The sequence below is a fragment of the Mesorhizobium sp. M8A.F.Ca.ET.181.01.1.1 genome, assembly GCF_004792025.1.
Lineage (GTDB): Bacteria > Pseudomonadota > Alphaproteobacteria > Rhizobiales > Rhizobiaceae > Mesorhizobium.
Genome location: NZ_SRTV01000016.1, coordinates 23,055 through 44,019 on the forward strand (window position 1 = coordinate 23,055; position 20,965 = coordinate 44,019).

20 protein-coding genes and 1 pseudogene are annotated in these 20,965 nt (G+C 60.8%); 4 read left to right on the forward strand and 17 right to left on the reverse strand.

Going from position 1 to position 20,965, the window contains the following annotated elements; genetic code table 11:
* Positions 1-147: 147 nt before the first annotated feature.
* The 8 genes from ccoS to ccoN all read right to left on the reverse strand — a co-directional run bounded on the left by ccoS (position 148) and on the right by ccoN (position 8,198).
* On the reverse strand, positions 148-303 hold the full coding sequence (ccoS, locus tag EN824_RS31830) for a cbb3-type cytochrome oxidase assembly protein CcoS (RefSeq protein WP_127275575.1): 156 nt from the start codon (positions 301-303) through the stop codon (positions 148-150).
* Entirely contained in the window at positions 300-2,588 is a 2,289-nt protein-coding gene (locus EN824_RS31835; RefSeq protein ID WP_127275576.1) for a cation-translocating P-type ATPase, read from the reverse strand. The genes ccoS and EN824_RS31835 overlap by 4 nt, the downstream gene beginning before the upstream one ends.
* The gene (locus EN824_RS31840) at positions 2,585-3,082 is read right to left on the reverse strand and encodes a FixH family protein (RefSeq protein ID WP_127275577.1); all 498 of its coding nucleotides are present in this window, start codon (positions 3,080-3,082) and stop codon (positions 2,585-2,587) included. Before EN824_RS31840 ends, EN824_RS31835 begins: the two co-directional genes overlap by 4 nt.
* Entirely contained in the window at positions 3,079-4,638 is a 1,560-nt protein-coding gene (gene ccoG, locus EN824_RS31845; protein WP_127873531.1) for a cytochrome c oxidase accessory protein CcoG, read from the reverse strand. The genes EN824_RS31840 and ccoG overlap by 4 nt, the downstream gene beginning before the upstream one ends.
* A 178-nt stretch (positions 4,639-4,816) precedes the next feature.
* Positions 4,817-5,680: a cytochrome-c oxidase, cbb3-type subunit III gene (gene ccoP / locus EN824_RS31850; protein ID WP_127275984.1), complete on the reverse strand. Its 864-nt coding sequence runs from the start codon at positions 5,678-5,680 to the stop codon at positions 4,817-4,819.
* A 2-nt stretch (positions 5,681-5,682) separates the two neighbouring features.
* Positions 5,683-5,832, reverse strand: coding sequence for a cbb3-type cytochrome c oxidase subunit 3 (locus EN824_RS31855; RefSeq protein WP_127275983.1), 150 nt, complete (start codon positions 5,830-5,832; stop codon positions 5,683-5,685).
* 12 nt (positions 5,833-5,844) lie between these two features.
* The gene (gene ccoO / locus EN824_RS31860) at positions 5,845-6,576 is read right to left on the reverse strand and encodes a cytochrome-c oxidase, cbb3-type subunit II (protein ID WP_127275982.1); all 732 of its coding nucleotides are present in this window, start codon (positions 6,574-6,576) and stop codon (positions 5,845-5,847) included.
* Between the two features lie 11 nt (positions 6,577-6,587).
* Positions 6,588-8,198 carry a cytochrome-c oxidase, cbb3-type subunit I gene (gene ccoN, locus EN824_RS31865; protein ID WP_127275981.1) on the reverse strand — a complete coding sequence of 537 codons (1,611 nt, stop codon included), beginning with the start codon at positions 8,196-8,198 and terminating at the stop codon, positions 6,588-6,590.
* A gap of 249 nt (positions 8,199-8,447) precedes the next feature.
* Between ccoN and EN824_RS31870 the strand changes: the two genes are divergently transcribed.
* Positions 8,448-8,858: a hemerythrin domain-containing protein gene (locus EN824_RS31870; RefSeq protein WP_127275988.1), complete on the forward strand. Its 411-nt coding sequence runs from the start codon at positions 8,448-8,450 to the stop codon at positions 8,856-8,858.
* A gap of 2 nt (positions 8,859-8,860) precedes the next feature.
* On the opposite strand, the gene EN824_RS31875 is transcribed toward EN824_RS31870, so the two are convergent.
* The gene (locus tag EN824_RS31875; RefSeq protein WP_127275980.1) at positions 8,861-9,589 is read right to left on the reverse strand and encodes a Crp/Fnr family transcriptional regulator; all 729 of its coding nucleotides are present in this window, start codon (positions 9,587-9,589) and stop codon (positions 8,861-8,863) included.
* A 162-nt stretch (positions 9,590-9,751) separates the two neighbouring features.
* On the opposite strand from EN824_RS31875, the gene hemN reads away from it, so the two are divergent.
* Entirely contained in the window at positions 9,752-11,101 is a 1,350-nt protein-coding gene (hemN, locus tag EN824_RS31880) for an oxygen-independent coproporphyrinogen III oxidase (RefSeq protein ID WP_127873535.1), read from the forward strand.
* Positions 11,102-11,204: 103 nt separating this feature from the next.
* Here hemN and EN824_RS31885 read toward each other — a convergent pair whose 3' ends face one another.
* The 7 genes and pseudogenes from EN824_RS31885 to EN824_RS36320 form a co-directional block, all read right to left on the reverse strand.
* A complete protein-coding gene (locus EN824_RS31885; protein WP_127275978.1) occupies positions 11,205-11,540 on the reverse strand; it encodes a DUF779 domain-containing protein in 336 nt (111 codons plus the stop codon).
* A gap of 62 nt (positions 11,541-11,602) precedes the next feature.
* Positions 11,603-13,120: an aldehyde dehydrogenase gene (gene adh, locus EN824_RS31890; RefSeq protein ID WP_127873536.1), complete on the reverse strand. Its 1,518-nt coding sequence runs from the start codon at positions 13,118-13,120 to the stop codon at positions 11,603-11,605.
* A gap of 144 nt (positions 13,121-13,264) precedes the next feature.
* Positions 13,265-14,233 carry a helix-turn-helix domain-containing protein gene (locus EN824_RS31895; protein WP_127275976.1) on the reverse strand — a complete coding sequence of 323 codons (969 nt, stop codon included), beginning with the start codon at positions 14,231-14,233 and terminating at the stop codon, positions 13,265-13,267.
* Between the two features lie 208 nt (positions 14,234-14,441).
* The gene (locus EN824_RS31900) at positions 14,442-14,873 is read right to left on the reverse strand and encodes a potassium channel family protein (RefSeq protein ID WP_127275975.1); all 432 of its coding nucleotides are present in this window, start codon (positions 14,871-14,873) and stop codon (positions 14,442-14,444) included.
* Positions 14,874-15,001: 128 nt separating this feature from the next.
* Positions 15,002-17,085: pseudogene (locus EN824_RS31905) on the reverse strand (mechanosensitive ion channel family protein); the annotation flags it as partial.
* Positions 17,086-17,211: 126 nt separating this feature from the next.
* On the reverse strand, positions 17,212-17,679 hold the full coding sequence (locus EN824_RS36315) for a DUF1214 domain-containing protein (protein ID WP_245521060.1): 468 nt from the start codon (positions 17,677-17,679) through the stop codon (positions 17,212-17,214).
* Positions 17,589-17,981 carry a hypothetical protein gene (locus tag EN824_RS36320; RefSeq protein ID WP_245521061.1) on the reverse strand — a complete coding sequence of 131 codons (393 nt, stop codon included), beginning with the start codon at positions 17,979-17,981 and terminating at the stop codon, positions 17,589-17,591. The genes EN824_RS36315 and EN824_RS36320 overlap by 91 nt, the downstream gene beginning before the upstream one ends.
* Before the next feature lie 50 nt (positions 17,982-18,031).
* Here EN824_RS36320 and EN824_RS31915 point away from each other — a divergent pair, with 50 nt between their 5' ends.
* A complete protein-coding gene (locus EN824_RS31915; protein WP_245521062.1) occupies positions 18,032-18,616 on the forward strand; it encodes an alpha/beta hydrolase in 585 nt (194 codons plus the stop codon).
* Between the two features lie 93 nt (positions 18,617-18,709).
* Entirely contained in the window at positions 18,710-18,982 is a 273-nt protein-coding gene (locus EN824_RS36325; RefSeq protein ID WP_127275987.1) for a hypothetical protein, read from the forward strand.
* A 328-nt stretch (positions 18,983-19,310) separates the two neighbouring features.
* Here EN824_RS36325 and EN824_RS31925 read toward each other — a convergent pair whose 3' ends face one another.
* A complete protein-coding gene (locus EN824_RS31925) occupies positions 19,311-20,741 on the reverse strand; it encodes a porin (protein ID WP_135933079.1) in 1,431 nt (476 codons plus the stop codon).
* Positions 20,742-20,965: the final 224 nt, after the last annotated feature.

The window sequence follows — 20,965 nt, forward strand, 5'->3', positions numbered from 1 at the left end:
GCCCTCTTTGCGCTGGCTCAAACTGTGTTGTTAATCGCAGGAACAACAGCTCGGATGCAGAGGTCTTGTGGGTCACGATTTGACATGTGAAAGTTCGGTGTCGCGGTTTTCAGTAACGGTGCGCTGCCACCAGCGTCTTTCTGAATATCAGTCGCCGCTTTTGTCTTCCAGATCAATCAGGATTCGCTCGGCGGCTCCGTCGAGATCTTCGTATTGGCCACTCTTCAATGCCCACAGGAATCCCCCCAAGCCAAGTGCACCAAGAAAGAGAGCGACGGGTATGAGGTAGGTGAGAGTGGTCATGACGATCGGACCAGGTTGTTGAAGTTGGACACCCTGTTGCGGCGAACATCCTTGGCCGTTGAGAACGGTTGCGACGATCGCAGGCGTAGAGCATTGCCAATGACAAGCAGCGATGAGGCGGACATGGCGATCGCCGCGATCAGGGGCGTAACGTGCCCGAGGATCGCTATCGGTACTGCGACCGCATTGTAGACGATCGCGATGACGATGTTCTGCCGGATCAGGCGTCCTGCCTGGCGCGAGACGTCCAACGCCAGCGGGACGGCCATAAGGCTCTCGCGCAGGAAGACGAAGTCAGCAGCGTTGCGGCCAATATCAGCGGCGGTCGCCGGTGCAATCGATACATGCGCAGCGCTTAGTGCCGGCGTGTCGTTGAGACCGTCGCCAACCATCAGAACCCTGTGTCCGTCTTTCGCCAAGGTCTCGATGCGTTCGACCTTGCCGGATGGCAGCAGGCAGGGGACAAAGTCTTCGACACCAAGCACCTTCGCAACGTCGGCGCAGGCTGCCGCTGTATCCCCTGACAGCATTTCGACAGATACCCCGGCGTCGTGTAACCGATCGATGGCTGGTGTGGCATCGGCGCGAAGCACATCGTCGAAAATGAAGGATGCGACAATCATCCCATTCTTTGTCAGGACCGTTCCACCGTATCCGTGTTTGCCTTCGCCGCCAGTTCGAGCCTTCCAGCCGGCCCATCCGCGTCGGCCCAGGCGCCATGTGCTCCCGGCTGCAGTGGCCTCGATTCCGAACCCAGGATGCTCGGTGACGGCCTCGAATTTGAACCGGCCGCCCAGAGTGGCAAAGCCGGCTATGGCCTTTGAGAACGGATGGCGCGAATGCGTGGCCAGGTCGGCTGCCAGGGCCAGCATATCTGGGTTGACCGATGGCGCGTTGACGAGTCGGGGCTGGCCGAGCGTCAGCGTGCCGGTCTTGTCGAACACAGCCGTGTCGATTGTTGCCAGGCGCTCCATGGCCGAGCCGTCCCTGACCATGATGCCGTTCTCGAACAGGCGCCGCGCGGCGACCACCTGAACGATCGGCACTGCCAGGCCAAGCGCGCAGGGGCACGTGATGATGAGAACAGCGATAGCGATCGTCATGGCCCGGTGCCAGTCGCCGGTCGCCGCCACCCAGCCAAGGAATGTCAAGAAGGCGGTGAGATGCACCACGGGGGCGTAGAGCGCCGAGACGCGGTCGGCGATGCGGCGATAGTGCGCGCGGCCGCCCTCCGCGGCCTCCATCAGCCGCACCATCTCCGCCAGGAACGAATCCCTTGCGGCGGCAGTGGCTTCGATGGTCAGCGGGCCGGTGATATTGAGCACGCCGGCCTGCACGGCTTCACCGGGCCCTACGTTTTTTGGCGTGCTTTCGCCTGAAGCCAGCGAGCAGTCGAGATCCGACGCTCCCTGGATGATCTTGCCGTCGACGGGGATTCTTTCGCCAGCTGCGATCAACAACCGCATGCCCGGTTCGATCTCGCCGACTGGTAGATAGTCGCGCGCACCATCGCCGCGAACCACCATGGCGCCACGCGAGGCCAGCTGCGACAGGCCTTTCACCGCGGTGCGGGCACGTTCCCGCATTACGTGATCCAGCGTGCGGCCGACCAACAGGAAAAACAGCAGCGATACCGAAGCATCGAAATAGGCGTGCTCGCCATGGTTGATCGTCTCATAGAGGCTCATCGCGTAGGCAAGTGAAACACCGACCGCGATCGGAACGTCCATGTTCATGCGGCCATGGCGCAGCGCATTCCAGGCCGATCGGAAAAAGATACCGCCGGCGAAGGCGAGCGCCGGAATGGCGATCAGCGCGGAGACCCAGTGAAACAGGTCGCGGGTGGCCCCTTCGGCGCCTGACCAGACCGAGACCGACAACAGCATGATGTTTCCGGCCGCGAAGCCGGCAACGGCGACGGCGCGGATCAGTTCGGCAAGCGTTCTGTCTCTCCTATCAGCGTCGGCTTCGAACAGGTGCGCCTCGTAGCCTAGCCTGCCAAGCGCGGCGACGAAGGGTGGCACCTCGTCCCCACGCCACCGGATCGCGACGCGTTTCGTCGAAAGGTTGACACGCGAGCCTTCGACATTGCCGAGCTTTCCCAGCGCCGTCTCGATCGTCTGGATGCAGGCGGCGCAATGAACCGTCGGCACTGAAAGATCGGTCTGCCGAAGATTGTCGCCAAGCGAGCGGCTGGCGAGCCGGATCTCCTGGCTGGATGGCAGCGTCGATGCGGAGCTGCCCAGGTCCAGCGCCATTTCGGCGCCCGGTGCACAACAACTCATTGCAGCGTTCCATGGGAAATCATGATTCGACGGACGTCTCGGTACGGCCTGTCCAGGCCGGCATCGGCGTCGACCTCGACGATCCAGACGCCGTCCTTTGGCATATGCTGCGCCGCGAATTCCTGGCCTGAAGCAAGGGCCAGCGTGACCGACTTGTCCTCCTTCTCGTATGCGGGATGACGAAACAGCATCTTCACGCCGTGCAGAGGAACCGGCTTGCCGGCTGCGTCGGCGATGCTGTAGCGGACTTCGCCCCATGCGATGGTTAGCTTGCCTGTCCAGCCGAGTGCCGCTTGCGCCCGGCCCTCCTGCGCCTGCTTGTTGAATTGCTGGCTCGCAACATAGGTATTTTCGACGACGAGGCCGGTCCAACTGGTGTTGGCAAGCGTTGCCATGGTCAGGTTGACCGCGATCACCACCCCGAAAAAGGCGAGGACAATGACCAGCATGTGCCGGCCCGTGAATTCCCGAGGCTTCTGGGCATTGGCGGTCATCTGGCGGCCTCTGGAGCGTTGAAAGTGGCGGTGTATTCGTTGGACTCGAAGCTGGCCTTGTCCTCGACGCGGAATTTGAAGGTCTGCGCCGGGGCGCGGATCTGGTCCGCCGGCTGGCGGACGAAGACCTTCAGCATTTTCAGGCGGTCGGGTTCGACCGGAATGGCAAAGGAGCGGCCTGCCGGGATGTCTTCGCCGACCACGCTCATGTCAGCTCCATACAAGCCTTGAATCGTGACGACGATCGTCCTCGGCTCGGGGATCATGTTGAGCAGTTTGACGGTGTAGCCATTGCGGATAGACCCGTCGGAAAGCGTGACGAACTGAGGATTGCGATCATGCAGCACGTTTAGTTCGAGCCGATCGCGCGTCAGCAGGGAATAGAGCAGGCCAAGGCCGATCAGCGACCACAAGCCCATGTAGACATAGGTGCGCGGCCGAAAGATCTTGCGAATGTGAAAATGCGCTACCTTGTCGGAGAAAGCGCCGCCAGCGGTCCTGACGAGCGATGGATTGACTGGGCTGGAGCCGCCTGCTGTCGCCAGCATCATATTGGCGTTGTAGTCGGACAGCGTCGCATAAGCGATCAGCCCATGCTCCCTGCCGAGCTTGTCCATGACACCGTCGCAGGCGTCGATGCAAAGCGCGCAGGTGATGCATTCGAGCTGCTGGCCATCGCGAATGTCGATCCCCATCGGGCAGACCGCGACACAGGCGTTGCAGTCGACACAGTCACCTGCGGGCTGGCCAACCGCCAGCACTTTCTTGGCGTGACGCGAACGCGGTTCGCCGCGCCAGTCGTTGTAGGTGACGGTGAGAGAATTTTCGTCAAGCATGGCCGCCTGAATGCGCGGCCATGGGCACATATAGGTGCAGACCTGTTCACGCATCAGGCCGCCGAACGTGTAGGTGGTTGCCGTCAGCACGGCGATGGTGATGTAGGCCACGGGTGCGGCGCTGCCGGTCCAGAGCTGGCCGAGCAGTGTCGGTGCGTCAGCAAAGTAAAAAATCCAGGCGCCTCCAGTCGCCGCGCCGATGACCAGCCAGATCGCGTGCTTTGATACGCGCAGCACCAGTTTGCGGGCGGTCCAGGGACCCGTATCGAGCTTCATGCGGGCATTGCGGTCGCCTTCTATCGCGCGTTCGACGACGAGGAACAGATCGACCCACACCGTCTGAGGGCACGCATAGCCACACCAGGCACGGCCGACAGTCGAGGTGATCAGGAAAAGACCGACGCCGGCCATGACCAGGAGGCCCGCCACATAGAAGAATTCCTGCGGCCATATCTCGATGAAGAACAAGTAGAAGCGCCGATTGGCGACATCGAGCAGCACCGCCTGGTCGGGTGCAAACGGACCACGGTCCCAACGCAGCCACGGCGTCAGATAGTAGATGCCAAGCGTGATCGCCATCACCAGCCATTTGAAGCGGCGAAAGCTGCCTGAGGCGCGCTTTGGAAAGATCTTCTTGCGCGGCGCATAAAGAGGCTGACGGATCTTGGCGGAATTGACCGCCTCGGCTTCCAACCGCTCTACCTGCGTATTGTCCAGCAACGACTTTTCTCCGCTCTACACGCAGACGGCGATTTGAATGCGCCGGGCAACAATGCCGCCCGGTGGACCTGCCCGCGTTGATGCAAGTCAATCTTGGCGTTGCGGAAAAGAGTCGAGGCCCGGCTGGGCCGGGCCTCGTCGCCTGGAAGGTGAAGGGTCGAGAACAGGTCCCCGCTTCCTATTCCCCACCGCCAAGCGAATGGATGTAGACGGCCAGTTCCTTGACCTTGGTTTCGCCAAGACGCGCTCCCCAGGCTGGCATGACGCCCTGCTTGGGTGCGCGAACCTGGTCGGCGATTGCCGTCTCGCCTGAGCCATAGAGCCAGATCGCGTCGGTTAGGTCGGGGGCGCCGAGCTCCTTGTTGCCTTTCGCGTTGTCACCATGACAGGCAACGCAGTTTTCTGCGAAGACCTTGGCCCCGGGCTGGATCAGACTAGCATCGTGGACCTTGCCGGACAGGCTGGCAACGTAGGCGCTGACTTGGGCGATCTGGTCGGCGGTTATGATGTCGCCAAAGGCAGGCATTTCCGACAAGCGCGTGTCCGGATCGGACGCGAAGCGGATACCATGCGTGATCGTCTGCTGGATCTGCTCAGCCTTGCCACCCCAAAGCCAGTCGTCGTCGTTGAGATTGGGAAAGCCCTTGGAGCCCTGGGCACCGGAGCCGTGACATTGCACGCAATTGACCTTGAATGCGGCGCCACCTGCAGCGACTGCGAATTCGCGCAAGGCATCGTCCGCGGCTATCTCCGAGACGGTCTTGGATTGCACCGCCGCGACATATTTGCCTTTGGCGGCTTCAGCCGTGGTCAGCTCGTTCTTGACCTCGCCGCGGCTGGAATAGCCGAGCACACCCTTCGTCGCCGAGTGCAGCAGTGGCCATGCCGGATAGGCGATCGTGTAGCCGATCGCCCAGACGATGGTGAGGTAGAAAGTCATGACCCACCAGCGCGGAAGCGGATTGTTCAGCTCCCTGATGCCGTCCCATTCGTGGCCCGTGGTTGAGACGCCAGAGATTTCGTCGATGTGCTCGTCGCTCATGATTACTCGTCCTCAAGGGGAATCCGGGCAGCCTCGTCGGCCAGCTTGCGACTGCCAGGGCGGAGGGAGAAGACAATTGCCCCGACAAAGAAAAGCGCCATGGCGACCAGGCCCCAACTGTCAGCAAACTCCCGCATCAAATTGTATTGCATGGATAACTCTCCTCAGCGGTAGCCGGCGGCTTCGTCGTAATTCTTGAAATCGACCAATGTGCCGAGCATCTGCAGATACGCAACGAGGGCATCCATTTCGGTCACCTTTTGCGGATTGCCGTCGAAGTCGCCGACCTTGGCTTTGGGATATCTTTTCTGAAGGCCGGAGGGGTCGGCATTCGGGTCGGCCTGCGCCATCAGATCGGCGTTGGCGTTGGCGATCATGTCATCGCTATAGGGGACACCGACACGCCTGTTGGCGATCAGGTGCGTAGAGAAATCCTTCACCTCGATCTGCGCGTCCTTCAGGAAGGCATAGCTCGGCATGACCGATTCCGGCACCACCGAGCGTGGGTCGGCAAGGTGCGCGACGTGCCAGGCATTCGAATAACGGTCACCAACCCGGGCGAGATCTGGCCCGGTGCGTTTGGATCCCCACTGGAAGGGGTGGTCGTACATCGACTCCGCAGCCAGGCTGTAGTGGCCGTAACGCTCGACCTCGTCGCGAAACGGCCTGATCATCTGGCTGTGGCAGAGGTAGCAACCTTCGCGCACGTAGATGTTGCGCCCGACAAGTTCGAGCGGCGAATAGGGGCGCATGCCTTCCACCTTCTCGATCGTGTTGTCGAGGTAGAAGAGCGGCGCGATCTCGACGATGCCGCCGACGGTCACCACAAGAAGCGAGCCAACGAGAAGAAGCGTGGCGTTCTTCTCGATGAGTGCGTGTCTGTCCATCAGGCTCATTCTCTGGCTCCTTATTCGGCAGGCTGCAGGGAGGGTGCGGAGCCCGGCATCGGCTCTTCCGCGCGCTTGTATCCAAGGATGGTCATGGTGATGTTCCAGGCCATGATCAGGGCGCCGGAGAGGTACATGGCCCCGCCGATGGCACGCATGACATAGTATGGGTGCATGGCGGCGACGGTTTCAGCAAAGGAGTAGACCAGGAAACCCTGCTCGTCGTATTCACGCCACATCAGGCCCTGCATGATGCCGGATACCCACATCACCGCCGCGTAGACAACGATGCCGAGCGTCGCCAGCCAGAAGTGCCAGGTGACCAGCCGCAGCGAATAAAGACGTTCACGGTTCCAGAGCTTCGGCACCATGTAGTAGATCGCGCCGAACGAGATCATGCCGACCCAGCCGAGCGCACCGGAATGGACGTGGCCGACGGTCCAGTCGGTATAGTGCGACAGTGAGTTGACCGTCTTGATCGACATCATCGGTCCCTCGAAGGTGGACATGCCGTAGAAGGCGATGGCCATCACCATCATGCGGATGATTGGATCCGTGCGGATCTTATCCCAGGCGCCCGAGAGCGTCATCAGGCCGTTGATCATGCCGCCCCATGACGGCATCCAAAGCATGATCGAAAACACCATGCCCAATGTCTGCGCCCAGTCGGGCAGGGCCGTGTAGTGGAGGTGGTGCGGACCGGCCCAGATGTAGAGGAAGATCAGCGCCCAGAAGTGAATGATCGACAGCCGGTAGGAATAAATCGGCCGGTTCGCCTGCTTGGGAACGAAATAATACATCATGCCGAGGAAGCCGGCCGTGAGGAAGAAGCCGACGGCATTGTGGCCGTACCACCATTGCGTCAGGGCGTCCTGGACACCCGAGAACGCCGAGTAGCTCTTCGATCCAAGGAAAGAAGCCGGCATCGACAGATTGTTGACGACGTGCAGCATCGCGATGGTGACGATGAAGGACAGATAGAACCAGTTGGCGACATAGATATGCGGTTCCTTGCGCTTCAGGATCGTGCCAAGGAACAGGATGAGGTAGGCAACCCAGACGATTGTCAGCCAGATGTCGACATACCATTCGGGTTCGGCGTATTCGCGGCTTTCGGTGATACCGAGCAGGTAGCCGGTCGCGGCCATCACGATGAAGAGCTGGTAACCCCAGAACACGAACCAGGCGAGATCGCCACCGAAGAGCCGGGCGCGACAGGTGCGTTGCACGACGTATAATGATGTGCACAGCAGCGCATTGCCGCCGAAGGCGAAGACGACGCCCGACGTATGCAGCGGCCGCAGGCGGCCGAAATTGAACCAGGGCTGGATATTGAGATCAGGGTAGGCAAGCTGCAGCGCGATGACAACGCCGACCAGCATGCCGACCACCCCCCAGAACATTGTAGCGATGGCGCCGTAGCGGATGGGTCCGTCCATGTAAGCGGAGGGGTCGACCGGCGCGGCCACGTCGAATTTCGTGTTGCGGAGGAGGATGGCGACAAAACCGAGCAGCACGAAAAAAAGCACCCACATATGCTGTCGGAAAGGCTCATCTGCACCGAAGCCGGCGGCCACCAGAGCCGCAAATGTGAACAGGCCCAAAGCGAAGATTGGTGTGCCGAACTTCATGAGATGCCCCCGACCTTGTATACCGATGCGCGGACGCCAATCCGCGTGGACACCAATTCAGCAGTTGCGTTGTCGCCGCCTTGATCCATGTCAAAGCTCAGTGCTTTCGGATTGGGCAGCGTTGGTCTGCAAATGACTGGAGGGTCGCCGTTGAGCCGGAAGAAAGGGCCAGGATCGTCGCTGTTCGAAGTACGCGATGGAGATGCGGCACCAGTTGACCGATCCACAGAAGTGGTCCCGGCCGCGGTGATGAAGCGCGCGCACAGGGAAAAGTTGCAACTCTGCGATGCCTTGGAGAGAATCGCGGATGCATTGCCCAGCGTCGATCGTCTGAAGTGCCTCGGCACGGCCAACGCCATCGTCCCGCTGCTGCGCGACATCCATCGATATGAAGAGACAGTCATCTTCCCCGCCTACGAGGAGGCCGTGGTGGGCAGTAATGCGAACCTTGCTTCAACCCGGCGACTGCGGGCTGAACATGTGGAAGATGAGTGCTTTGCCGGTGAGGTGACCGAAATTCTGCTGGCCATCGGTCATGGCGAGACAGTCGAGAACCCCGAGGCCATCGGTTTCATGTTACGCGGCCTGTTCGAGAACTTGCGCCGGCACATAGCGTTTGAACGCGAGCACGTCCTCCCTATGATCGGGATCGTCGATTGATCCTAGGCGCCGGAGCGTCGCTGCAGCCGGTCCAAGCTATCCACGACAACATGCCGATTGTTCTCTATCCGGATTACGCTATCTGATCGCAGCCTGGTCAACTGGCGGCTGACGGTCTCGATGGTCAGACCAAGGAAATCGGCGATGTCGGCGCGGGTCAAAGGCAGATCGAAACTTGTCGACTGGGCGGCCGGGTCAAGCGTGGGGTCGATGTTTCTGGCGATCATGAGAAGAAAGCTCGCCACCTTTTCCGAAGCACTCTTGCGGCCCAGCGTCACCATCCAATCGCGGGCGTCATCGAGTTCATTCAGCGTCTGCTTGAAGAGACGGTGCTCCAGTTCCGGCGATTCCTTCATCATCCGTTCGATGGCGGCCTTCGGAAACGAGCACAGGGAGACTGCCGTTGCGGCTTCGGCGTTGATCGCGCTTTCCACCTTGAAGGGCCGGCCCAGAAAATCGGGAGCAAATTGAAGCCCGACAATCTGCTGGCGCCCGTCCGAAAGGCTCTTTGTAAGCTTGACCACGCCGGAAAGCACGTTCGAGTAACTGTCGACGGTTTCGGCGTCGCCAATCAATTCCACGCCCGGTTCAACGGTATGCTTCGACGAGGTCTTGGCGAGGCCGACCAATTGTTCGGGATCGAGCGCTCCGCAAACACCGTGGTGCCGCGCTTCGCATGATTGGCAAAGCACGGGAATGCCGGCGCTGTGTACATCCTGGCGCACTGTCATCGTGGTCGTCCGCGGAACCAAAGGTCCCGTCAGGATATAGCATCGGCCCAGCAAAAAGCCTTGCGGCAGTTTGTCCGCAGCCGATGGGCATTGACCGAGATCAAGGCGGTTGTCGCCCCTGGTGAGCAGTATCGCGCGACACAGCCCGGAGTTGATTGCGACATGCGGCCAGATCTAGTTGCCAGACTTGGTGAGAACGTGCCGCGCTATACCAGCTACCCAACGGCGCCGCATTTTCATCCGGGCGTCGATGCTGCCGCTTGTCGTGGCTGGCTGCAGGCGCTCAACGAGGGCGACGAGATCTCGCTCTATTTGCACATCCCCTATTGCGACAAGCTTTGCTGGTTCTGTGCCTGCCATACCAAGCAGACGCGCCACTACGAGCCCGTGACGGCCTATCTTCGCTCACTGCATGCCGAGATCTCTACCGTTGCCAGTCTTGTCGGAGGCAAGGGCCGCGTGCATGCCGTCCATTTCGGCGGCGGTTCGCCGACGATGCTCAAACCGCAGGACATAGTGGCGCTGGCAACAGTGCTGCGCAACAGCTTTGCATTCCTCCCCGGCGCCAAGATCAGCGTCGAAATCGAACCCAACGACATGGACGAAGCCCGCCTCGACGCGCTTGCCGAAATAGGCATGACGAGAGCGAGCCTCGGCGTCCAGGATTTCGACCCCAAGGTCCAGAAGGCCATCAATCGCGAGCAGACCTTTTTGCAGACCAAAGCCGTCGTCGACGGCGTTCGCTCGCGCGGTGTCGAATCGGTCAACCTGGACCTGCTCTACGGTTTGCCGCACCAGACCAGGGAGAGTGTCCTATCCACGGTCCAACAGGCGCTGTCGCTGGAGCCGGACCGGATCGCGCTTTTTGGCTATGCTCATGTGCCATGGTTCAAGAAACATCAGACAATGATCGACGACGCCTGGTTGCCAGGCCCGGAGGAGCGGTTCGCCCAATCGCAACTGGCAGCGCGCGCCATCCTCGACCAAGGATATGAAGCAATTGGGCTCGACCATTTCGCAAAACCAGGCGATGCGCTGGCGCTGGCCGCGCGCTCAGGGACGTTGCACCGCAACTTCCAGGGCTATACCGAGGATCGCTGCGAAACCTTGATCGGCCTCGGTCCGTCATCCATCAGCCAGTATCGGCAAGGCTATGCACAGAACATGCCTTCGACCACAGAGTATGGCCGCATGGTGGCTGACGGCGGGCTGGCGACCGTCAGAGGCATCGCGTTCTCCGTGGATGATCGCGTTCGCGGCTGGATCATCGAACGGCTGATGTGCGATTTCGCCTTTTCCGCGATCGACTTGGTCGAGCGCTTCGGCGAAGCCGGCCAAAAGCTTCTCAGCAAGGCAAGCTCGACCGCCCTGCTTGATCCAGCGCCGATGCTTGAATTGAACGGTGACCACTTCGTCGTGCCGGTGGAAAGCCGGCCCTTTGTCAGAAGCGTCGCCGCGAAGTTCGACAAGTATTTCGAAACCGGCAAGGCGAGACATTCGGTAGCGGTCTGAGCGGCGGCTTGGTCGCGAACTGAATGCGATGGGACCGAACGTTGTGTCAGGGCCGTCAAGCCTATGACGGCCGTGTCCATGACCCGATGGATGACCCACATCCTCATCTGACAGCGCAAATGGTCGACCGCGTCAGGAATCGCTTCTCGCGTCCATTGTCGAGCGAGAACATGCCGCCGCGACCAGCCACCACGTCGATAATGAGATCGGTGTGCTTCCAGGCTTCGAATTGCGAGGCCCCGATGTAGAATGGCGCCTCACCGATGTGGCCGAGTAACACATCCTGGTCACCGATGATGAAGCCAGCCACCGGATAGCACATTGGCGAAGAGCCGTCGCAGCAGCCACCGGACTGATGGAACAGCACCGGGCCATGATCGGTGACGATCTCCGTGATCAGTTCAAGGGCTGCCGGCGTCGCTGTGACTTTTGCATGCATGGTCTTATCCGGTTTCCAGTCATGCGCGCGGTCCCTTGGGGCCGCGCGCATGGGCGCAGCGATCAGAAGAAGCCGAGCTTCTTCGGGCTGTAGCTGACCAGCATGTTCTTGGTCTGCTGGTAGTGGTCGAGCATCATCTTGTGGGTCTCCCGGCCAATGCCGGACTGCTTGTAGCCGCCGAAGGCCGCATGCGCGGGGTAGGCATGGTAGCAATTGGTCCAGACGCGGCCAGCCTGGATTGCCCGGCCGAAGCGGTAGGCGCGGTTGGCATCGCGTGTCCAGACGCCTGCGCCCAGACCGTAGAGCGTATCGTTGGCAATGCTGAGGGCTTCGTCGTCGTCCTTGAAGGTCGTGACCGATACCACCGGCCCAAATATTTCCTCCTGGAAGATGCGCATCTTGTTGTGACCCTTGAACACCGTGGGCTGGACGTAGTAGCCGCCGGCGAGGTCGCCCGGCAGAAGATTGCGCGCCCCACCGGTCAGCAACTCCGCTCCTTCCTGGCGGCCGATGTCGATGTAGGACAGGATCTTTTCCATCTGCTCAGACGAGGCCTGAGCACCGATCATCGTCGCCGGATCGAGCGGGTCGCCCTGCACGATCGCCTCGACGCGCTTGAGGGCGCGTTCCATGAATCTGTCGTAGATCGATTCATGGATGAGCGCACGGCTGGGGCAGGTGCAGACCTCGCCCTGGTTCAGCGCGAACATGACGAAGCCTTCGATAGCCTTGTCGAAGAAATCGTCGTCTTCGGCGACGACATCCTTGAAGAAGATGTTGGGTGACTTGCCGCCCAGTTCCAGCGTGACGGGAATGAGGTTCTGGCTGGCATATTGCATGATCAGCCGACCCGTCGTGGTCTCGCCGGTAAAGGCGATTTTGGCGATGCGCGGTGACGAAGCGAGCGGCTTGCCGGCCTCGAGGCCGAAACCGTTGACGATGTTGAGCACGCCTGCCGGCAGCAGATCGCCGATAAGATCGGCCCAGAGCAGGATAGCGGCCGGGGTCTGCTCGGCTGGCTTCAGCACCACGCAGTTGCCGGCCGCAAGCGCGGGAGCAAGTTTCCAGCATGCCATCAGCAACGGGAAGTTCCACGGGATGATCTGACCGACCACGCCGAGCGGCTCATGGAAGTGATAGGCGACGGTGTCGTCGTCGATCTGCGAAAGGCTGCCTTCCTGGCCGCGCACGGCGCCGGCGAAATAGCGGAAATGGTCGATGGCCAGAGGCAGGTCGGCCGCGGTCGTTTCCCGGATCGGCTTGCCATTGTCCCAGGTTTCTGCACAGGCGAGGAGATCGAGGTTCTCCTCCATGCGGTCGGCGATGCGGTTGAGGATAAGCGACCGCTCGGCCACGCTGGTCCGTCCCCAGGCATCCTTGGCGGCATGGGCCGCGTCCAGGGCCGCATCGATGTCCTGGGCATCTGAGCGCGCCACCTCGCATAGCAGCTGCCCGTTTACCGGCGAGTGGTTCTCGAAGTAGCGGCCGGACCGCGGTTCGGCCCATTTGCCGCCGATGAAATTGCCATAGCGCTTGTCGAAGGGCGCCTTGACCGAGCGTGAAAATTCAACCTTGTTCATGTGTCTTCCTCCCAAAGCTGACGTCGCGGGATGCGACGCTTCGGAAGAGACTTGCGATTTTCGCCCGTAGTTGTCACCGCACTGGTCACCGCGGTCGGACATGATGTGTCGCAGAATTGCGACAGTCATGGTCGCCAAGGGAGTTCAGTGAGACCGATGGACATCCAGGCGGTTGAGCTTGCGGTGGAGCGTCGCGCGGCTGATCCCTAGCGCCTGAGCTGCAGCCGAGACATTTCCGTCAGCGCGCGCGAGTGCACGCTGGAGAGCCCCGCGCTCTGCCTCAGCGAGAATTTTGGAGCCGCGCTCAGCCCAGCCGAACAAATCGGCGGCGGGCATCGGCTTGTCGAGACACTGCTGGGTAATGCCAAGCGCCAGGCGCGCCGAACGGGTCGCGCCGACCACGAGATCGTCCGCGTCAACGGCGATCAGCGCTCCGGAGCCTTTGTCAGTCACTGGGGCGAGCAGAATTCGCGCCTTTGGGAATGCCATCTTGAAGTTTTCACCTTCGATCCGACGCACCGCGTCGACCACAGCCATCGAGATGAGATTGGCGAAGGCTTCGGTCAGATCAGCCCGGCAGGAAGACACGTCAAGCGCGGCTACAAGATTCCCTTCATGATCGTGGATAGGAGCGGTGGTGCAACTGAGCAGCGTGTTGCGCGTATGGAAATGCTGGTCACGGTGAATTGTGAGAGCGCGCCGCTCGACCAGACAGGTGCCGATCCCGTTGGTGCCTTGGCTTTCCTCGTTCCAGACGGAGCCAGTCCACAAACCCCAGGAACGAAACGTCTCGTCATCGACGGGCGCACCGCGCCGTTCGACCGGCACCCCGTCACGATCGGCAAGCAGGACACAGCACCCGACGCCGCCAACCGCGAGATAGAGCCGGTCGAGACTCGATTGGGCAGCTTGGACGAGAGGTTCGATGCGTTGCCCGGCCTGTCCCAGTTCCGCCTCCGTCAGATAGCGTGGGGGGCTACAGTCGGCTGGATCGAGCCGATGCAAATTGGAAGACCGTCGCCAGGAAGCAACCAGTGCGGACTTCGCTGCAGCGTCCGAGGCAATCGCCGCCTGGATGCGGTCGGCATGATGGCCGTATAGATCCTCGCCCATGCTTAAATCCTCCCAACCTGATGTCTTTCCTCCCGATCTGACCGGTCTGCGGTTCCCGTAGCACATAGTCAATTCGTCGAAAGAAGCAGAAAGCGGATGTCTTCCTCTCGCCTGTCTCTGAGCAATTCGTGGTTACCATCGACAGAAAGCCTACCGACAGATTGACGCGCGTTCATTGATCGGGAGCAAATGGGAGCATCTGCTGCGGTCAAAAATGCTCGCCGGCCTTGAAGGGCCCGATGCGGGTGCCTGCTGCTATCAGGTAGGCTGTCGACCAGCCGATTAGCAGGAACCCGTTCACGCCCTCGAGTGCCGCCAGGACGCGCCACGCATGGGCGGGCACGATGTCGCCGTAACCAACCGTCGAGAAAGTGATGGTGGAAAAGTACAAGGCAGTTTCGAAATCGGCGAAGATGTCGAGCATCCGGTATAGCCCAGCCCAAAGCCAGACCTCCGTGGTCATGACGGCAAAGAGACCCATCACCACGCTGATCATCGCGACGATGCGGCTGCGGCGCCCGTGCATGCGAAAGCGGGACACAAGGTATCCCATCGCATGTGTGACGGCGATAAGGCCAAAGGTATGAACCAGCACCGTCAGGCTTATGACGATTGTGCCGATGAGCAGATTTAGAACCATAGATAATCATACCGATCGAAATCACGACTCAATTTGTGCCAGATCAAATCTGCAGTGCAGGGGGTGTCCCGGCCTTTTTCGCCAAGTCTCGCAGTGGCGTTGTCACAAAGCGGGCCGGATTCGGAAGTGCCATCAGGCGCCGGGTTTGCCGCTAGCTCTTAGCCTGCTTCATCTTGAGTAGTTGCTGCGCGGCGGCCGCGTTGTCGCCGCCACCCTCCACATGCACCGTGGGAACGGCGAGCTTGATGCCGTTCTCGTCGAATGCCTTCTTGATCATCATGAAGGCTCGCCGCTTGATGCCGAACTGACCTCCCGGCTTGGTCATCAGCTTCATCCTGATGTCGATCCCGGAGTCGCCAAAACTGTCGACACCTTGCATTTTCAGCGGCTCGATCGTATCGGCCGCGAACTCAGGATCCGCGGCCAGCTCCTGACCGATCTTCTTGATGAGCCTGCGAGCGAGGTCTATGTCAGAATCGTAGGTGATGCTGAGAGCCATCTTGTCCATCACCCAGTCACGGCTCATGTTCTGGATGGCGCCGAGCTGGCCGAACGGCACGGTGAAAATTGGGCCGCGGTGATGCCGCAACCTGACTGATCGCAGGCTGAACGATTCGACGGTGCCCTTATAGCTGCCGCTCTGGATATACTCACCGACACGGAAAGCGTCGTCGAGCATATAGAAAACGCCGCTCAGCACGTCCTTGACCAGTGTCTGCGAACCAAAGCCGATGGCGACGCCGAAAATGCCCGCGCCGGCGATCAAAGGCGCGATCTGCACGCCGAGTCCGGACAGGATTGTCAGCAAAGTGACGGCCGCTATGAAAACGGCGAGCACGTTGCGGAATATTGGCAGCAGCGTACGCAGCCGGCCGCTGCGGGCAAGGTCGTCCGCGCTTGACCCGTCTTTTGACGCGAGCTCCATCCGATAAGCGATCAGCGCCTTCGCCAGCTGCCACAGCAGATCCGCTACCAGGAGGATGATGATGCTATTGAGCAGGCCCGAAATCACGATCGCGCCTGTTTCACTGCCGGCAAGGGCAGCAGCCGTGATGCGCCAGATATAGGCGAGCCAAGCGACCGCCGCGCCAATCATCGCTGCCCTGGCTCCCCTGACGATCAGCACGTTCAGCATGATGCCGAGGGCGCCGCTGCGCTGCGCTCTGCTGGCGAAGGCCTGTGCGACGTTGCCAACCCCACGCACCGCCACCGGCAATAGCAGCGCATAGAGGCCGAGCCACAGCACGCCGAGCAGTCCTGCCACCCAGGCCAGCCAAAGCGCGATCAGATAGAGCGTCAGCAGCGAATGCCTGGCAGCGGAAGCTGCGCTGCCCGGCCGCCGCCAGACGATTTCGATGGCGATGGCCAACATGCCCAGGCCACAAAGCAGGGCAACCACCCGCGCCACGTCGACCGAGAAACCGATGCTCGGCATGAGGCTGACCACGGCCCAGCCAAACAGCAGAAAGCCGGCGATGAGGCTCACGCGCCGAAGCCAGAAACGCTGCGCGGTCGAGTTTGCAACAGGAACTGTTGTCAGCGTCTCATCCGGCGTCCTGCTCTCCGCGCCGGCGAGTCCAAACAGCAACCTGACAATTGCGCGGACGACACGCACGGCGATGAAGGCGAGCAGCAAAGTCAGCACGATGCGGCGCAGCAAAGGCGGCCAGTCGAACGCGAGGAACGAGCCGATGGCTGCCAGAGCAAATGTCAGCAAGGCAGCGACCTCGGACAGGGCTGCCTGTCCGGGATCAATTGTCGGGTCAGAACCGCCAGGCGACAAAGCCCGGCGGACCAGCCACTCGGCGCCGAAGCCGACGACAGTCAGCACTGCCAGGATCAGGATCACCAGCCCGGGCCTACCTGAATTCACGTCGCGCGAGACGACGCCGGCGGCGTTAGCTGCCTCCTGCGGGATGCGAGGAATGGCATCGGTGAGCGCGACGAGACGTGCGCGAACGGCCAGCTCCCAGTTCGAGATTGCGTCGGCCAGCGATGCGGCAGACGGTTCCTCGGCGGCTACCGGTATCTTTCCTTCGAGCCATACCTTGACCTCCGGATCGGACAGCAGGTCGAGGAATTGCCGTGCCTTTTCGGGCGGCACGCCGTCCGGAGGCTGCTGGGCCCAGGAAGCTCCAAGGAGCACCCAAAGGAAAATCGGAATGACGGCCGACAGTAGAAGACCAATTCGAGTGGGCAGTGCATTGCTCATCGAGCGCTCCGGCAAGTTTCGATCGACAGTACGACCAGACGTTCCCGCAATCGAACGAACCATGCCGGATCGAACGCGGAACCCTGCTACTTGACCACCTCAAACTCGCCCGGCCGCCAGGTCTTGTCAAACCAGGGTTCGAGCGGGCCATAAAGCCGAAGAATCGGATACCATCCATCCCTTCCCGGCGACGGTCTTGACCCAGTTCGCCTCGTTACCTTCAGGGGCCTTCGGGCGGAAATAGAGATCGACCGAACCGTCGGAGTTCTCGGCGAGCTTGTCGCGCTTGTTGTTCTTGCTCGGGAAGGTCTGGCCCGTCTCAAGCTCCGAGCGCGTCTGCGGATCGCCGATCACCACGGACCAGAAATCCTTGACCGGCGGATTAGCGGGAATGTGGAGGCTGTACGTCTTGGCACCGTCCAGATCGTCGCCGTTCACGTCGGTTGAGGCATAGGCGTATTGGGAACCGACGCCGATCATTTTCTGCACCATGGCGGGCGTGTTCACCGTCGCCTGGTAGAAGAACATGGTCCTGGAGTCGAGATTGCGGCCGCCCTCGCCGCCGTCCCGGAGCCATTCATAGCTGCCGTCCACGAAGCCGCGTTCCAGGAGCTGTTTGGATAGAGTTGGGCGCCGTCGAGGCGAGGGCGGAAGGCCAGCGCGCGGGCGGTTGCGTTGCCGATAGCGAGCGCTTCGACCAGCAGCTTCTTCATCCGCTCGTCCGGCGCGAAGGGCTTGCCCTTCTGGATGCCGATGGAGGCAAACAGGCCCAGCATTTCCGGATCGAGCATCGACCTCGGCTCACGCTCGATGACCGTGTGGAGCTCTTCATAGAACTCGTAGTCGATGGCGTGGATGGTGTTCACCGGCTTCCGCGATCCGCTGATGAATTCCATCTTCGGCGGGTTATCGCGTTTGGGCCTCGCGGGGCAAGACGCTGGACTGCGTGTACGACAACAACAGCGCGACCATCGCTCGCGACGGATTGGAGCGGACGCTGCGCCTTTTGCTGGCCAGCGATGCCGATGAAATCAACGTCCTCGCGCATTCGATGGGCAACTGGGTGACCGTCGAGGCATTTCGGCAAATCAAGATATCGGGAAACCTCACTTCCGCCAGCAAGCTTGGTACGGTGATACTCGCCGCCCCCGACATCGACGAGGACGTATTCAAATCGGAAGTGCAGCGAATTGGGAAACCAAAAAAGCCGTTTTTGATCATTGTCTCGCGCGACGACAAAGCATTGGGTCTGTCGAGGCTTATCGCTGGCGGCAAAGATCGGATTGGGGCGAGCAGCAACACGGCGGAACTCGCAGAACTCGGCGCGATAGTCGTTGACTTGCCTGATGTGAAAGCCAACGATGCGACCAATCACGGCAAGTTCGCCCAAGTCGCGGAAATTGCGCCGGATCTTCGCAAGGCCCTGGCGCAGGGTATTCCAGATCAGGAAGAGGGCGGGCTGGCCGGCGCCACGACCCGCGTTCTTACTTTACCCGTCGCGGCGCCGATAAAGATCCTGACGGCCAAGTAGCGCTTGCCGCAGGTATTTGACTTATAGAGAGGATGAACGATGACAAGACTTAGCTTGAGATTGGCCGGTGGTGCGGCTGCGATCGCCGTCGCCATGATTTTTGGCGGACTGATCGACACAGTTGTACCGCTCCCCTCTTTCGTCGGCGACGCGCAGGCGCGAGTTGGCCATCCGCTCACGCCCGGCAGCGTCGCTGGCGTTGCGAGGCGCACCACCCGCCGAACAATCCGTCGGACGAGTGTCTACGTGAACAGCCTCCCGGCCGCATGCGTGAAAACCACCGTCTACGGCCCCGTACTGTGGCACTGTGGCGGCAGGTATTATCAGGCCTCCAGCGGGCGCTACGTCGTCGTCAACATACAGTGACTTTGGGTGGCTTCTGGCAATAGTGCTCCCGGACAGGCGCGATTCGCCTGTCTGTTGGGGCCGTGCCAGCCTTCTGCGGTCCCACCGTCCCAGTTTGCGCCGAAGGAGCCCCATTTGTTCCGGAGCGCAGCGCTGTTGCTGATCACGGGACGTTCACGCGCGCCTTTCGCTCCTGGGCGGGGATGCCGCCCAGGAGCTTCAGCCGGCGATCCGAAACGGCCACTAATTAGCACGATAGGTTTGTCGGGCTTCTTGCTCTCGTAGCGCGGAGAAAAGTCGAAGATCCCGCGAGGCAACAGCTTTGATGATCGTGTTTACATCGAACCGATCAAAATTCACGTGTAACCCACAGGAAGTCAGTCGTCCCTTTCAAATCGGCACCCGGAATAAGACCGACCGCGCCGTTGAGCGCGACATGTGTGCTAAGCGCATCCACTTCCGTGCCGATCGTCCACTTTTCCGCGGGCTGATAGATCAAATTTACGCCGTATCGCTTCGTTCTGATCGAGGGGTTGGTCGCGAACAGGTCGAGATTCACCGCGACATAGCTTACGAACGCGTTCGACTCCCATTTGTCCGACCATTCATGATGGTACGAAGCCACGGCGCTCCAACCCTGTATCGGGCCGACGGTGGGGAAGCGCGCGGCGAAAGCGGCGGCGTCGGCTTCGGTGCCAAGGAATGCAGGCGCGTCTACCGAATAGGCAAGGCCGGCGCTAAAATTATCGTCTTCACCGGCAAATCTAACCGGCGCCGTAAGGCCGGCTGCCGCTGCCCAACCGAATCGGCTGCCGGCCGATAAATCGAGCAAGCGCGCGGCCGGCGTCTCTTGCCGACGAGCGGCCGCCGAAACCTGCATGATCCAGTCGTCTTTTTCGTAATGGAGCTGCGCCGTGAAATACGGCGGCGTCTTGGGGAATTCCCAGGTGGTTGCACCGCGGCTGGTCGGAGGACCGGCCTCAACCGCCGCAGAGGACGATAGATCGTCGGTGATCTCGTATTTGTAGGAAGCCAGATAACTGCTCAGCGACGGCGACGACGCGGTGAACTGGAAATCGCCCGACCAGGCGTTCATGAGGGATTCAGCGTAGCCAACTTTTACCCCCGCGTATTCGATTGTTGCTTCGGACAAGGTGGGCGCTGCGTCGAAACCATCGTCGGAGTTATAGCTCCAGGAAGTACCGAAGACGAACTTGAACGGTCCGGATCCCGTCAGCCGCGCAGCCGCAAGGCGCAAATCCGCTTCGGAGCTGAAAGTCCGGGCGGTTCTTGAACCAGGTCCCAAATGCGGCTCCGGAGCATTGGTGTGTTGCAGGGTGCCCTGCAGGCTTCCGGATAGATCGTAGCAAACGCCGTTGACGAGGTAGCGATGCGACCCCGTGCCATCGGTTGCGCTGAGCGGTTTGCTTTCCGAGCCGGACCCGCCGACATCGATGTCGCACACGGCGCTATCTTCTTCGTCCTCGTCCTCGCCATCGTCCTGCGCGAAGGCCGGCGACAACAAGCGAAAGAGACACAAGCAGATCATGCAAAAGCGGCGAACGTGGCGCCCAAATACTACCTCGCCGGAGTTTTGGCGCAGTCCCATGGATCCCGACACACCGTCATGCGACTTGTTTGCGTCAACGGATGAGCCAGGCGCACGTAACACGCCCAGCTTCCGACGGCCCTCTTTGTCATCCTGCGAAAGGCTTGCAGCGTTCGAGAACGACCGTGCCACGGGCGCAACTGGCGACGGGTTCCGCTTGCCAATCAGCATGCCGGGCTTGGCACACGCCAGTGCAGGAAGCCAACGACCCGAACCATGCCAGCGTTCTCCTTCAATCGACGCGTCACTCGTATTCTAAAGCAAAAAGCGTCAGATGCCGCCGCCATTGTCATATTGCTCTTCGGCAATGTCACGCTCGTCCAGCCAGTGTTCCAGGGTATCTACCATCTCTTCGGCCGACTTGCCGAGCGTCTTGAGATGGATCTCCGGTTTCT